The organism is Alitiscatomonas aceti, assembly GCF_025567195.1.
GTDB lineage: Bacteria > Bacillota > Clostridia > Lachnospirales > Lachnospiraceae > Alitiscatomonas > Alitiscatomonas aceti.
This window is the reverse complement of sequence record NZ_JAOQJF010000001.1, coordinates 66,354-82,027: the sequence shown is the minus strand read 5'-3', so window position 1 is coordinate 82,027 and position 15,674 is coordinate 66,354. Positions and strand designations below refer to the sequence as shown.

The window sequence follows — 15,674 nt, the reverse complement described above, 5'->3', positions numbered from 1 at the left end:
TGCGGGGAGGGGAGCCAGTATGGAAAACAGGAGATTTCATGAGCTGCTGGAGGCCCATTTAAGGACCAGCGGGTATACGAATTATGAATTTGCCAGGATCACGGGCATCAACCGGGTGAATATCCAGCGGTATCTGGCCGGAACGAGGCTGCCGGATCCACAGATCTTTGAAGCGATCCGCCGGGAGCTGCGGCTGGGTGTCCGGGAGCACAGGGAGCTGCAGGAGGCGTATTACCGGGCTATGGACGGAGACGACGTTTATTTTATGCGGTGCATGATCCGCCGGATGCTGGAGGAGGCGGGAAATATATGCGGGATGGAGGCCGGCTTTGGAATGACTCCGGAACCTCCGGGCCAGGCCAGTTCTCCGGGAATGCGGACCATAAACGGAGTGATCGCTGTGGAACGGTATCTCTGGGGTGCCATCTGGGAGAACTTGAGCGCCGGGAGAAAGAATGCGTATTTTTATGTGCCTGCGGAAAGCTGTATCCTGGCCAGGTTGCTGCCGGCGTTTTCACTGGACGGCCGCTCTGCCATGGGGCATCTGAATATCGTCCAGCTGGTGAGGCTTTCCAAGAGAGCGGAGGACAGCGCCGGAGACTATCATAACCTGAGGGCCGTTTATAATCTGATCCCCACCTATTACCAGGCCGGTGCCGCTTATGAAACCTGGTATTATTATCATGATCATCCATCCGGCGGCCGGGATGAGGCAGTTTTATATCCGTATTACGGGATCCTGGACGACCGGGTGATCCTGTTTTCCGGCAATATGGACCAGGCGGTGGTGGCCTATGAGCCGGAGGTGACGGACGCGTACCGCAGGAGCTTTTTTAAGGTGTATAAAAATGGCAGGAACGGCTGTCTTGCCAGATACTTCCGTGACATTTTCCAGGTACTGGACTGGATGCTGAAAAGCGACAATGGCCCCGTGAGCCGCTGTTTTCTGGAATACCAGCCATGCTTTGTCCTTTGGGCAGACCGGGAGCTGGCAGAGCGTGTGGCAGCGCCGGGGCTTCCCGGCAGGAGCCTGGTGATCGATGGGATCATGAAACGCAGGGAGCAGGTTGCTTCCGGAGCAGAGCTGATCCATTATTTTACGGAGGACGGGCTCCGGGAATTTGCAGAAAACGGCCGGTTCGCCGATTATCCGGAGGAGTACGTCCGGGCGCTGACAAGGGAGGAAAGGGTCAGGATCCTGGATGGGATGCTGGCAGATATGGAACGGCCGGGCTGTGATATGGGGATCGTAAAGGAACAGAGCCTTCATCTGACAAAAATGCTGAATATTTTTGTCAGCAGCGCCGTGGGAGCCAGTCTGGTCCTGTACGACCCGGAACAGGGCTTCCATCAGCTCCTGATCCAGGAACCGTCCATTACCCAGGCGTTTGACACATATATCCGTGGAATGCGGGACCATGGGGAGGTGTACTCCAGGGAGGAGACGGAGGCCATCGTCAGAAAATACAGGGATGGTCTGAAAGATGGTGGTACAGTTGCCGGTACACCTTGATAGACCGGAACCTTCCGACTATACTTAAAATAGTATGTAAAAATTGGAAATTCTGATTTTTACGTCAAAATAAGTACAAGGAGGAAGGGTTATGAGAAAATGTACGAAGCGATGGCTTCTGCCGGTGTGTGCAGCAGCCATGACGCTGGCAGCCGGATTTTCTTCCCTGGCTGCGGAGACTGTGAAGGTCACGGTTCCTAATGTGAAGGGGGGATATCTGGAAGTCGGCTATTTCGATGAGGAGACAGGAAATGAGGTATGTCTTCCGATCGGAGAGGTAAGTGAGGTCCCAAAGGGAGTAGAACTGGATATAACCGCGAATCAGATCGCTTATCAGACATCCCAGACGGAGGAGATACGGACATTCGTGCAATCGGCCTCTGTAAATGGAAGCCCCATGGAGATTGACGATCCATATTATCAGCAGTGGTCTATAATGGCAGACAGTGATCTGAAGCTGGATGCAGTATTTAAGGGGCTCCGGGCGGAACTGTATGAGAGTGCATTCTCAAGGAAACGGCTGGCGTTTAAGGAGTCCTGTACTGGTGTAACTGGGATGTACAACGCCGGTGCGCTTCCCAATAAACAGCTGACCATATATGAAATGGAAAACAGGAAGGATCATGGATATTCCGGCGTACAGGGACTGACGATAGATGAAGTAAGATTTAATAATGAAGAGGTTGATAAGGCCCTGTTTTCAATCGATGGAAATGGAGTATTCCGTGCCACAAAGCCGCTGGAAACAGGCATATATCGTATCTATGTTTCCTATGCGTTCAATAACCAGAGATATGAAGATGTGTATTTATCTGTGTATGTTGGTCCCAGGATTACGGCAAGCGTTCCTTTGGCGGTATACCGTGAACCGATGGATCGTGATTACATGGAAACGATACTCTCAGAGAGAGACATTAAAGCTCAGGCGAAGCCTGACGATACCTTTAAAGCTGTCTTTGATGGAATGGAACAGACGGGCAATATGCTGCGCTTGCAGGGGTATACGGCAACAGGAATTGGTTTTTATACCAATGGAGCATATAAGAGTCTGATGGATAGAAAGGTGCGGGATATCGCGGAGGAGAGGGATCCGCGGGTTTATCTGGAAATGATGTATAAGGGCTATAAGCCCGCAGAGATCCAGCTTCTGGGAGAGGAGGATATCGTTCCCGAAGAGGTAGAGCCCGGCTGGCACCAGCAGAACGGCAAATGGTATTTCTACGAGACAGAGGATCCAGCTTCCCTGGTGAAGAACCAGTGGATCACTTGTCCCGAAGGAAATGGATGTACTGAGCAGGTATGGGTTGGGGCAGACGGCGCCATGGCAGTGAACGGCGTGGTAAATGCCCAGGGGAAAAGCTATTTAGTTGCAGAAAATGGACACAAGGTAAAGGGGAAGACAGTTACGCTCAACGGTGTGACTTACACCACCGATGAGAATGGCGAGATCACGGAGGCAAAGGTGATCCTGGCAACCCCCAGCAACGCAGCCGACGCTCTGGCCCAGGCAGATAAGGTCATCGCAAATGCGGACATTATGAGCCAGGACGAGAAGGAACAGGCGGCTGACATGCAGACAGAGGCCTTAAAGACAAAGATCGATATTACAAAGCTCACAGCCGACCAGGTGGCAAAATACGAGGCCCTTTATCTGGCTGTCTACGGAGCGGATAATATTGAAACCGAGCCTTCAGACGCTGTGGGCGGCATCGCGGCAGCAGGACTTACCTCTGAGGATTTTGCAGAGGGCGGCGGAAAGGTGACCATTGAGTACGCGACAGAATGGCCCGCCACCTCCAGCAATGCCCGGGTAAGAGGTTCTGTAAGGCTTCTGGTCAACGGCAAGGAGAGGAAAACGCTGACGGCTCCTGTGACCATGACCGTGGAGATCCCGGACTACTTTATCGCATCTTACAGCAACGCTTCCTATAATTATGAAGTAGAGGGCGTTGATAAGGCAGACGTGGATGGAGAAAAGGGAACGGTGAAGATCACCATTACAAAGCTGGGTGCCTTTGATGTGAAGGCAGTGAAGAAGCCCAGCCGTCCGTCCGGCGGCGGAAGCAGCAGCGGAAATTCCCACTCCTCCGGAAGGGCGAGAGTGAAGGCTGACTTCTACAAAAATGGAAAATGGGTCATGAACGAAAAGGGATGGTGGTACAGCTACGACGACGGGACCTGGCCTTCCAATTCCTGGGTATACCTGCCCTGGAAGGACACCTACCAGTGGTACTATTTCAACGGTGAGGGCTATATGGTGACCGGCTGGCATCACTGGCAGAACAACTGGTATTATCTGTATCCGCAGGCGGACGGCAACCGGGGCTATATGTTCACCGGCTGGCATGAGATCGGCGGCAAGTGGTACTATTTCAGCAAAGTGAACGACAGCTCTCTGGGAGCCATGGCCTATGACACCACGACTCCGGATGGCTACAAAGTAGATAAGGACGGAGCCTGGATCCAGTAAACGCAGCCAGTGATCACAGGCTTTGGGGAAAGGGAGACGCAGAGATGCTGATGCCCAATAAGGAAGAAATCTGAAAACAACGATTAGACATCAGCTATATGAACGTTACAAAGGCAAAGGCCAGCGTTAAAGGCAGAAATGCTTTCCACGCTGGCCTTTTTATAAAAAATTCAAAGGTATTAAAATTATTGACAATATCACGGTTGACTGATACAGTAATAATAAGGCAGGTGATCTTGAAAAAGTCTATCAGGCAGTCCGTGATGAAGAAAAACGGTCAAAGGAGTTGCTTGTGCAGTTTGAAGCGGACTATCCGGAGGTTACAAATACCGAAAATGCAGATACCATATTAGAAGCGTTGAAACGCAGGAAAGCGCGGAGCGAGGAGTAAAGTACGGTTTCATATGGTGATCAGAACCACAGCCAGATACACGAACTTAGCCGATGGGATATTTTATCTCACCGGTTTTTTGTACCAGGAATCGAAAGGAGGAGCAAACATGAAAAAACTTATAGGAATGTCTATTCTGCTGGTCCTGGGACTGACCGGCTGCCAGAACAGCGCTGAAATGTCAGCTTCTGACCCGGACCAGCTGCTCCAGAATGAAGTGATCCATGAATCACTTGCAAATACAGAGTATGATTCTATTGAAGGTTTTTTAGCTGACAGCGATGAAGGCGTTTTCGTTTTAGATTCCCAGGCGGCGGACAGAAGCACGGCGCCTTCAAACACGGCTGGCTTTAGTGCGGCTGATACCGGCGTTTCTGTTGCGATAAGCTATATCGCTGTGACGTATGAATGTGAGGTAAATGAGGATACGTTCAAATTAGAACTGTGTACATACAGATCCAATAATGGGAAACAGCAGCTGGAGGAAATCATGGAAAGCAATCCGAACCTGTTTACGGAAGAGGAAATAGGGGGAAAACGTATTTATTACGCTCCAGGTTCGGAATACGACTGGTTCGATTGTTACGCTATGGTGATCGGCGAAAAATTGTTCATTATGGACATTGAAAAGGGCTATGATGAGTATGTTGGAGTGATTTTGGAGAATCTTGTGTTACAGCGATAGAAAAGATATATGGATCCAATCGGGAGCCAGGCCAGACAGCGCTCCCCAGTTTCTGGAAAATATACACGGAGCCGAAAAATCCAGCCCCAGCCAGTGGACTGGAGGTTCCAACCGCGGTATAATGTCTGGAAAACAGGTATTATACCATCGCACACCGCGACACCATAAACGACCACACAGGAGGTATCCATGGCACTTTCTCTGATCACTGGCGGCTCGGGAGCCGGGAAAACGGAATATATTTATAAGAAGGTCATCGACTGGTCCATGAAGGAGCCCCAGAGGCAGTTTTTTGTCATCGTACCGGAGCAGAGCACCATGCAGGGGCAGAAGGATATCGTCCGACTGCATCCGCGCCGGGGCACCATGAACATAGATATCGTCAGCTTTGAGCGTCTGGCCTACCGGATCTTCGGGGAGCTTTCCCTGCCCCAGCCGGAGATCCTGGACGATACGGGAAAGACCATGGTCTTACGGAAGCTGGCGGGAGAGCAGAAGGACCAGCTTCTTTTATTTTCTGCCCATCTGAATCAGACGGGCTTTATCGATGAGATCAAGTCCATGCTGTCGGAATTTTACCAGTACGGCGTCACGCCGGAGGCCTTAAAGGAGCAGATGGAAAAGGGGGACATGGGCCAGGTCCTCCAGGGAAAGCTCACGGATATGAATGTGATCTACCGGGCGTTCCAGGCATTTATGCGGGAACGGTATATTACGGCGGAGGAGCTTCTGGACGTGCTGTGCCGGGTGGCGGAGCGCTCCAGGCTTTTAAGGGACAGCGTTCTGGTCCTGGACGGCTATACGGGCTTTACTCCGGTCCAGTACCGGCTTCTGGGCCAGCTCCTTAAGCTGTGCCGGGAGATGTATGTGACGGTCACAGCCACCGGGGACACGGATCTTTATGGCCCCGGCGACGAGGCGGATCTGTTCGATATGAGCCGGAAGATGGCCGGGAAATTAAAGCGTCTGGCCGAGGAGAACGGCGTGGCTGTGGGGCAGGATATCCGTCTGGCAGACCGGCCCTTGAAACGGTTTTCCCTGCGGCCGGAGCTGGATCATCTGGAGCGGACCATGTTCCGGTATCCCTACCGTCCCTGGGGAGGTCCTGCGGAGGGGATCCGTCTGGTCCAGGCGGAGAATCCTGCGGACGAGGTGGATTTTGTGGTGAACCAGATCCACCGGCTGGTGAAGAAGGATGGGTTCCGCTACCGGGAGATCGCCATTGTCTGCGGGGATCTGCCGGGGTATGAAAAGGAGATCCTGCACCAGTTTGAGGAGAACGGGATCCCCCTGTTCCTGGACAGCAAAAAGGACGTGTCCGGGAATCCCTTTATAAGGCTTATGAAAAGCGCCCTGGAGATCCTGCGGAGGGGCTTTGATTATGAAAGCATGTTCCAGTATCTGCGGACCGGGCTGGTGACGGAGGAAGAGGAAAAGACCGACCGCCTGGAAACGTATGTGCGGGCCATGGGGATCCGGGGCCTAAAAAACTGGGAAGGCCAGTGGGAAAAGACCTTTGAGGGCGGCAGCCGCCTGAACCTGAAGGAATTAAATGAATTTAAGGAAGAGATCCTGGGGCCGCTGAAAGCGTTTAAGGAAAAGGCCGGAGAGCGCGGAACACCGGTTGGCACGGTGACGGAGGCCCTGGCGGAGCTTCTCCAGTCTCTGGAGGTGGAGCGGAAGCTTCTGGACCGGGCGGAGCAGTTCCGCAGCCAGGGAATGGAAAAGGAGGCCCGGGAGTATGAGGAGATCTACGGCCTGGTCATGGAGCTGTTTGAACGGCTTTATGAGCTCCTGGGGACCGAGGCGGTGTCCAGAAAGGAGTATCTGGAGATCTTAAGCGCGGGGCTTTCGGAGCTTAAGGTGGGCATGATTCCGGCAGGAGCCGACCGGGTGGTGGCGGGAGATCTGAAAAGGACAAGGCTTTCGGGGATCCGCGCCCTGTTTTTTGTGGGGGTAAACGAGGGCGTTGTCCCGGCAGACACAGGAAAAGGCGGGATCCTCACGGAGCAGGAACGGGAGATCTTAAAAAGGAACGACCTGGAGCTGGCGCCCACAGCCCGGGAAGAGGGCTTCATGCAGCGGTTTTACCTGTATCTGATGATGACGAAGCCGTCGGAGCTTCTGACCCTTTCCTATCCGGTGCTTTCGGCCTCTGGGAAGACCCTGCGGCCTTCCAGCCTCATAGGCCAGATGAAAAAACGGTTTCCGGCGGTTCCCGTACAGGGGGCCTCAGAGCTTAAGGAGGCGGCCATCCACAGGACCGCAGCAAAGCGGGCAGTCATAAGCTGGCTCCAGGATCCGGAGTCCATGGAACGGGACCGGGAGGCGGCCATGCTCTACGGGCTTTTGTCCCGGGAGGATCTGGAAAAGGAGAGGATGGAAGCACTGGCGGAGGCATGTTCCTATTCGTACAGGGACCATGGCATCGGCCGGGAGGCGGCCAGGGCTCTTTACGGGACCATTTTAAACGGCAGCGTCACCAGAATGGAGGGATATGCAGCCTGCGCCTACGCCCATTTTTTGAGCCATGGACTGGAGCTTAAGAAACGGCGGGAGTATGAGCTGGATTTTTCGGACATGGGAAACCTGTTCCACCGGTCCATCGACCTGTTTTTCAGTGAGGTAAGGGCCAGAGGCATGGATTTCTGCGCCATCAGCGACGAAAAGCGGAGAGCCCTGGTGAAGGAATGTGTGAGCCAGGTGGCTCTGGAATACAGGAATACGATCCTAAAGAGCTCTGCCAGAAACAGCTATCTGGAGCGGAAGGTGGAGCGGATCGCAGACCGGACCATCCGGGCCCTGATCCATCAGCTGCGGAAGGGCGATTTTGAGCCGGAGGAGTTTGAGGTGGATGTGAGCACCCGGATCCCCTTACGGGGCGGGGAGGCGTTGAACCTGCGGGGACGGATCGACCGGATGGACATTTTAGAGGAGGAGGACCGGGTCCTGGTAAAGATCATGGATTATAAGTCCGGGAGCACCTCCTTTGACCTGTCCCTGCTTTACCATGGACTCCAGCTCCAGCTGGTGGTCTATATGGACGCGGCCCTCAGGCTGGAGGAAAGGCTCCATCCGGGGAAAAAGGCAGTTCCCGCAGGGATCTTTTATTATCACATCGACGACCCGGTGATCGAGCGGCAGGGAGACATGACGCCGGAGGAGATCGAAGCGGGGATCCTTAAAAAGCTCCGGATGAACGGGCTGGTCAACAGCAGCCTGGATGTGATCCGCCATCTGGACCGGGAGATCGAAAAGGAGTCGGATGTGATCCCAGTGGCCTTAAAGGACGGGATCATCCAGGAGACCCGGTCATCGGTGGCTGGGGGAGAGCGGTTTTCGGCCCTTTCCGCCTTCGTTTCCAGAAGCCTCCGGGAGATGGGAGACGAGATCCTTTCCGGTGTCGTTTCAGTGAATCCCTGGAAGCAGGGCCAGAGGACTGCCTGCGATTACTGCCCCTACCACAGCATCTGCGGCTTTGACCTTAAGACCTCCGGATACGGGTTCCGGAGATTTAAATCCATGAAGCCGGAGGAGATCTGGAAGGAGATCGAAAAGGAGCTGGAAGAGGAGGAACCGGAGGAGGAGACCATGGACCAGGAGGGAGGAACGGAAAATGGCTGAAATGAAATGGACGAAGGAGCAGCAGCAGGTCATCGACGCCAGGGGAAGGAATCTTCTGGTGTCGGCAGCGGCGGGCAGCGGAAAGACGGCGGTGCTGGTGGAACGGATCGTCCGCATGGTGACGGACCCGGACCATCCGGTGGACATTGACCGGCTTTTGGTCATGACCTTTACCAATGCGGCGGCGGCAGAGATGCGGGAGCGGATCGGGGATGCCCTGGAAAAACGGCTGGAGGAGGAGCCCGGGGACCGGAACCTGGAGCGCCAGACCAGCCTGATTCACCATGCGCGGATCACCACCATCGACAGCTTCTGTCTGAAGCTCTTAAGGGAGCATTTTAATGAGCTGGACATCGATCCGGGGTTCCGCATCGGCGATGAGGGAGAGCTTCTGCTCCTCCAGGCCGACGTGATGAAGGAGCTCCTAGAGGACTATTATGGCCGGGAGGATGGCCGGTTCCTGCGGTTCGTGGACACCTATGCCTCTGGAAAGGCCGACGGCGGCCTGGAGGATTATATTTTACAGGTGTGGAGATTTTCCCAGAGCAACCCCTGGCCGGGCCAGTGGATCGCCGCCTGTAAAAAAGAGCTTTCAGAGGAGACAGACGGGGACCTGGACGGATTGGAGAACGCAGAATGGATGCGGTTTCTGGTGCGGGATGTGAAAAGGCAGGCGGGCGAGTTTGCAGAGCAGCTGTCAGAGGCCCTGGAGACTGCCGGGGAGGAGAACGGCCCCCAGGCGTATATCCCCATGCTCCAGGAGGATCTGCGGGCCATGGAGCGGCTTTCGGAGGCAGAAACGTATAAAGAGATCTGCGGGATCCTCTCCGCCCCCATGTTCGGCCGCCTGGCCGCTGTGCGGGGAAAGGATGTGGACCCGGAGAAAAAGGAGGCCGTTTCGGAGCTCCGGAACCGGGTCAAGGACGGCGTAAAGAAGATGAAGGCCCTTTATGTGCCGGAGGACCCGGAACGCATCTATGGGGACCTTTTAAACAGCCGGGAGCCGGTCCTCATGCTCCTGGAGCTGGCAGAGGAGTTTACGGCCCGGTTCCAGGAGGCCAAGGAGGAGAAAAACCTGGTGGATTTCAATGATCTGGAGCACTTTGCCCTGGATATCCTCACTGCCGGTTCCCGGGACCACAGCGCCGGCCCGGCGGCCGACGAGCTGGCAGGGCTTTACGAGGAGATCCTGGTGGACGAGTACCAGGACAGCAACGAGGTCCAGGAAACACTGATCCGCCTGATCTCCAGGGAGCGGTACGGGAAGCCCAACGTGTTCATGGTGGGGGATGTGAAGCAGAGCATCTACAAATTCCGCCTGGCAAGACCGGAGCTTTTTATGGAGAAATATGAGTCCTATAAAAAAGAGGAGGGGCCGTACCAGAAGATCGAGCTTCACAAAAACTTCCGGAGCCGCCCGGAGGTGCTGGCCTCTGTCAATGACATTTTTTACAGCATCATGACAAAGAGCCTGGGGAACATCCAGTACACGGAGGACGCGGCCCTGTATCCGGGGGCGGGATATCCGGAGACGGAGAGAGAGGGCCAGGCCAGGACGGAGCTGCTCCTTCTGGACACCGGGGAGGACCTGTTCCTTTCCATGGATGAGGAAAAGGCCGATCTGACGGAAAAGGAGGCCGAGGCCAGACTCATTGCCTCAAAGATCCGGGAGCTGACGGATCCGGACCGGGGGATGAAGGTATGGAACGGAAAGGAGGGACGGTATGAGCCCTTAAAACGGCGGGATATCGTCATCCTCTTGCGGAGCTTAAGCGGATGGGCTGAGGAATTTTTACGGGTCTTAAGCGCCGAGGGGATCCCGGCCTTTGCTGATTCCAGGACGGGATATTTCACGGCTGTGGAGGTGGAGACGGTCTTAAATATGCTGGCCGTCATTGACAATCCCATGCAGGATATCCCTCTGGCCGGAGTCCTTAGATCGCCCATAGGCGGGCTGACGGACCATGATCTGGCGGTGGTCATGGCAGAATTTAAACGGTGTGCGGACAAGGGCCAGGATCCCGGCTTTTACGGGGCGGTCCGGCATTTCCTGGAGGCCGGTGCAGAGGCCTTTGCTGGGGATGAATTATATAAAAAACTGGAAAAATTTCAAAAACTCCTTCAGATCCTGCGGAAGGAGGCCGGATATCTGCCGGTCCACCGGCTGATCTGGAAGATCTTCGAGCGCACCGGCTATTACGATTACGTTTCTGCCATGCCGGCGGGAAAGGCGCGCCAGGCCAACCTGGATATGCTGGTGGAAAAGGCCTGTGCCTTTGAGACCACCAGCTACCAGAGCCTGTTTGATTTTATCCGCTATATCGAGCGGCTGAAGAAATACAATACAGATTTCGGGGAGGCGGCCAGGGCCGGGGAAAACGATGATACGGTGCGGATCATGAGCATCCATAAAAGCAAGGGACTGGAATTTCCCGTGGTATTTTTAGCCGGGGCCGGAAAGAAATTCAACCGGCAGGACGCCAGGGGAAAGATTCTGATTGACGATAAACTGGGGATCGCCACGGACTACCTGGATCTGGAACGGAAGGTGAAGGCCCCTACCCTTAAGAAAAATGTCCTGAGCCGGAAGATGAACCTGGAGAGCATGGGGGAGGAGCTGCGGATCCTCTATGTGGCCATGACCCGGGCAAAGGAAAAGCTGTTCATCACAGCCGGAGACCGGTATCTGGGCCGCCATGCGGAAAAATGGGGCGGGATCTCCAGAAGGAGAGAGCTGCCGTTTACATTCTTAAGCACTGCCGGTTCCTATCTGGACTGGCTTTTAATGGCCTCGGAAAATGCCAGGGCCTCCCTTTCCGTCACCCATGTTCCGGCGGAGGAGCTTCTGAAGGAGGCGGCCAGGAGCCAGGCCTGGAAGGCGGAGACGTACCTGGAGCTTAAGCGGCTCAGGGAAGAGGGGGAGTCCTGTCCTCCGGAGGTCCTGGAGCAGCTTTGCCGTCCCTATCCCCATGAGGCGGACATCGGGCTCCATGCCAAGATGTCGGTTTCAGAGCTGAAGGAGCAGGGACAGTTTGTAGACGACGGAGAAAGCGATTTCCTTCCCACGGTCCCGGCCTTTCTCCGGAAGGGGGAGGAAGAGGAACGGGAGCAGGGCCGTATTTCCCGTCCCGGCGGCGCAGTCCGGGGAACGGCCTACCATCGGGCCCTGGAGCTTCTGTCCTTTAAGGATGCGGTCTCTTTTGGGGATCTGAAGGCGCAGCTGGATGCCATAAAAGCCCAGGGACTTATGGCAGAGGAGGCCCTGCGGCTGGTACAGCCCGGCGTTCTCTGGAGGTTTTTCCAGACGCCCCTGGCAGAACGGATGAGAAGGGCGGACGAAGAGGGAAGGCTCCAAAAGGAACAGCAGTTTGTGGTGGGGATCCCCGCCCGGGAGATGGACGAGGCTGATTCCGACGAGCTGGTGCTGATCCAGGGCATCATCGACGCCTGGTTTGAGGACGGGGACGGGGCTGTGCTGGTGGATTATAAAACAGACCGGATCAGAGAGGGGGAGGAGACGGTGCTCCTGGACCGCTACCGGCTGCAGCTCATTTATTACAGACGGGCCCTGGAGCAGATCACAGGAAAAACGGTCCGGCAGGCGTTTCTTTATTCCCTGGCGTTACAGAAAGAGATCCCGGTATTTTAAAAATACCGGGATCACAGGATGCAGGGAGGGCTATTCCTCCGCCGCGACGATCAGCTCCTTTGCATAGGGAAGGGATTCGATCCAGCGGCAGAAGGAGTGCCACTCCTCCAGCTTGTGGGCTTTTCTGGCGTAATAGATGTTGATCAGGGTCTCGTAATTCATGGTGCAGGTACGCATCTGGTTGTAGCTGGAGGGAAGGAGCTGGATCATGTCGTACCAGTCCTCCTTATTTTTTCCTTCCTCCATATATTTCAGCCGGATGGCCTCCAGCTTTCCAACGACGGTCTCCATGAAGGCCAGGGTCTCCGGCGTCATGTGGTCGTGGCTGAAATCGTCGATGGAAAAGGGTTTAGAGTGGATCTTGTGCATGGTGCTGGTGGAATTGGCCACGGTGGCTACCTTGTAGGTGTCGTATTCCTTCCACCAGTACAGGGGGGCGGTGATGTCCACGGAGACAAAGATCTGGCGGACGTATTTCCTGTGGTCGCTGCCGGCTCTGCGGAGCCGCTTTGCCAGATCCAGATCGTTGGGTCCCAGGATATAATTTCCATCTTCATCGTAGGCGCTGTCCATCCGTCCCCAGCTGTTCATGGGGTTTCTGGCGCCGCGGATGGCGTTTTCCAGGTTCATGACGCTTGTGCGCTCAAATTTTATCATATGGTCGATTCTCCTCTCTTGGCGGGGCCGGAGCCGGAAGTCCTGTATGTTTCGCAGTCTCTGATCCCTGGCATCATTATATATGGAAACGAAAAAACCATCAAGTATAAAATCGTGGCCCGGACGCAGGTGTGGACGGGAGGCGGAAAACGTGATAGAATGAAACATCATAAATGGAGGCGATAAAATGAATCTGATCGTAGCAGCAGATAAAAACTGGGCCATTGGAAACAGAGGCCGTCTTCTGGTGACGATCCCGGAGGACCAGAAGCTGTTCCGCCAGGAGACTCTGGGAAAGGTCATCGTCATGGGAAGGAAGACCATGGAGAGCCTGCCGGGAGGCCAGGCCCTTCCGGGACGTACCAATGTGGTCCTCACAAGGAACAGGGATTATAAAAAAAAGGGAGTGACAGCGGTCCACGGGATGGACGAGGCCCTTTCCTTTTTAAAACAGTTTCCAGACGACGATATCTATATCATCGGCGGCGAGGAGATCTACCGCCAGTTCCTTCCCTATTGCCGGACGGCCCATGTGACCAGGATAGATTATGCCTATGAGGCCGATACCCATTTTCCGGACCTGGACCAGGATCCGGACTGGCAGGTGACGGCGGAAAGCGATGAGCAGACGTATTTCAGCCTCTGCTATGAATTCTGCCGGTATGACCGGAAGATGGAAGAAAAAACATACGAAAAAAAAGAATAACAGTTGATATAACCTGACTTCCGTCGTTTCTCTCAAAACATAGTACTCAGGAGTCCAGGAGGATACAGTTCTGAAAAAGATTGTTGATTTCTTTTTCAGTGAGAAACAAAGCATCAAGATTCGTTAGGCCGGTAGCTTTTTTGACTTTTTCGTTTACTGTCTGGTTTCGGGAAATATTAATATAAGAGCCATCTCCTTTATTGACAACCCGGAAGTCCCGTATGAAATCAATCAGATCATAAGAATTAATCTGATTTTTAAAAACTTTAATCTCAAGCACTCTTAAAAGAAACAAGCTAAGGTAGCAGATTAAAAAATGCCCATAGATTGTTTCTTTTTTGTGCACGTAAACCGGGCGTGCATCCAGATAAGACTTTGTGATCCGGAAGGATTCTTCGATCTTCCATAAGCTGTGGTAGGTCTGATAGATTTGGAGCGGTTCCATATCCAGCTCTGAGGTGACCATAAGGTTGTATCCTGCATACTTCAGATCCTCATTAACCTTCTCTTTATCAATTCCTATCACAGGAGTTATCTTTTTCCCGTTCTCATCTTTGTTGGTAATCTTTACATATTTTGCAGAATCTCCCAGATCCTCTCTTGTCATTGCTTTGTAAGCAGCATAGCTGGCAGCTTTGTCCGCCATTTTCTGGATCTCCGCCTTTTGTTTTTTAGCCAGTGCCGGATTATAAGATACGATCCTTTTTTCTTTTACTGAAAAAGTTTTTACCACATCCCTGCCCGTTTCAGAATCAATTTCCTTGAATTGATAGGAAAAGCTGTCTGTGCAGGACTTGAGGCGGTATAAGAGATTCCCGTCTTTATCCCTGTAGTCTTTCCATATATTTTGCTCATTTTCCAATAAGAGCCATTTCTTTTCTTTTTCACTTAAATTTCTGCCGTGTATGGATTTGGAAAAAATATATCCATCATTGGCTTCTTTCACGGCAGCATAAATATTTCTGGCACAGTTGAGGCCTTTATCAGCGACCTGCACTGTTTTCCCGGAAACTTTATAGCGGCTTTTCATTTCTTCGATGACTTTTCGGATATACGGCTTTTCAGATTCATTACCAGGGTACATCTGCATAGCAACCGGCACCAGATCTGCATCCAGGAGAAGTGCCTGTCCGATAACAGGGTCATGTCGGTTTTCTTTGGAAGGCCCTTTCTGTTTATCTTCATAGGGAAGGTCAATTTCAAAATAGTAATTCGTACAGTCGAAAAAAACATTGCTGAAATCTCTCTGATAATGCTGCTCATAGCAATGGTTAAAAAGTTCAATATATTTTTTATAAGATCCACCAATAAAGGATAATCCATCGTAAACCTGATCTTCCGAGATTGGAGAGCTGTTGTAAAGATGAGGGAAAACGGAAGAAACCGTTTTGGATTTTGAGCATGGATAGATGATCCTGGAAAAAATAAGCTGTGCAATCATATCATATATGCGGAACTGAAAGCGCATTTGAGCAGCCAGGATGTCTATTACTTCCCTGATGTTGAGTTCTTCTAAAAGCGTATAAAGAAGAAACTGTCCCAGGTTATATTCCACAGGGGCAACAAAGGCACGCGGGCGGGTTTCCTCTGTGAATGCGGCGGCACGTTCTTTGTTTTTTTCTGCAACAAAGTCTGTGTAGTAAGCGACAGGATCGGGGATCTCATCAGAGACGAGCTCGTGCACATAGCCAAAAGCCATGACACTTTTTGAACGCGGCTGTTTCTTTTCTTTATCCCAGTGGGATTCATACATCTGCAAATAGGTACCTTTTTTCTTGTTCTCTTTTCTTAAATAGTATGCCATAACCGACCTCCGAACAAAGTGCTATAGAGTACTATTATTATAACATATCAAAAAAATTTTTTCAATAAAAAAAGCCCCAAAAGGGCATTGAAAATTTGCTGTAAATAAAGGAAAAATCGAGATGCAGGAAAAGAGATAAAAAAATGACGAGAAGAAAACGACGGAACTTTCCTAG

Annotated in this window: 8 protein-coding genes; 6 read left to right on the top strand and 2 right to left on the bottom strand. The window is 52.9% G+C overall.

Going from position 1 to position 15,674, the window contains the following annotated elements; translation table 11 throughout:
* Positions 1 to 19 precede the first annotated feature (19 nt).
* The 5 genes from OCV69_RS00390 (at position 20) to addA (ending at position 12,332) form a co-directional block, all read left to right on the top strand.
* Positions 20 to 1,513 (top strand): helix-turn-helix domain-containing protein, encoded by a 1,494-nt coding sequence (locus tag OCV69_RS00390; protein WP_158358353.1) that lies wholly within the window; start codon positions 20 to 22, stop codon positions 1,511 to 1,513.
* 91 nt (positions 1,514 to 1,604) lie between these two features.
* The gene (locus OCV69_RS00385) at positions 1,605 to 3,983 is read left to right on the top strand and encodes an N-acetylmuramoyl-L-alanine amidase family protein (protein WP_158358352.1); all 2,379 of its coding nucleotides are present in this window, start codon (positions 1,605 to 1,607) and stop codon (positions 3,981 to 3,983) included.
* Positions 3,984 to 4,483: 500 nt separating this feature from the next.
* The gene (locus OCV69_RS00380) at positions 4,484 to 5,059 is read left to right on the top strand and encodes a hypothetical protein (RefSeq protein WP_158358351.1); all 576 of its coding nucleotides are present in this window, start codon (positions 4,484 to 4,486) and stop codon (positions 5,057 to 5,059) included.
* A 189-nt stretch (positions 5,060 to 5,248) separates the two neighbouring features.
* On the top strand, positions 5,249 to 8,683 hold the full coding sequence (gene addB, locus OCV69_RS00375) for a helicase-exonuclease AddAB subunit AddB (protein ID WP_158358350.1): 3,435 nt from the start codon (positions 5,249 to 5,251) through the stop codon (positions 8,681 to 8,683).
* Positions 8,676 to 12,332: a helicase-exonuclease AddAB subunit AddA gene (addA, locus tag OCV69_RS00370; protein WP_262562900.1), complete on the top strand. Its 3,657-nt coding sequence runs from the start codon at positions 8,676 to 8,678 to the stop codon at positions 12,330 to 12,332. Before addB ends, addA begins: the two co-directional genes overlap by 8 nt.
* 30 nt (positions 12,333 to 12,362) lie before the next feature.
* Here the strand turns inward: addA and OCV69_RS00365 are convergent, their stop codons facing one another.
* Positions 12,363 to 12,989 (bottom strand): hypothetical protein, encoded by a 627-nt coding sequence (locus OCV69_RS00365; protein WP_158358349.1) that lies wholly within the window; start codon positions 12,987 to 12,989, stop codon positions 12,363 to 12,365.
* A 187-nt stretch (positions 12,990 to 13,176) separates the two neighbouring features.
* Between OCV69_RS00365 and OCV69_RS00360 the strand changes: the two genes are divergently transcribed.
* On the top strand, positions 13,177 to 13,695 hold the full coding sequence (locus OCV69_RS00360) for a dihydrofolate reductase (protein WP_158358348.1): 519 nt from the start codon (positions 13,177 to 13,179) through the stop codon (positions 13,693 to 13,695).
* Between the two features lie 46 nt (positions 13,696 to 13,741).
* Here the strand turns inward: OCV69_RS00360 and OCV69_RS00355 are convergent, their stop codons facing one another.
* Positions 13,742 to 15,499, bottom strand: a complete 1,758-nt coding sequence (locus tag OCV69_RS00355; RefSeq protein WP_158356906.1) for an IS1634 family transposase — start codon at positions 15,497 to 15,499, stop codon at positions 13,742 to 13,744.
* Positions 15,500 to 15,674 lie beyond the last annotated feature (175 nt).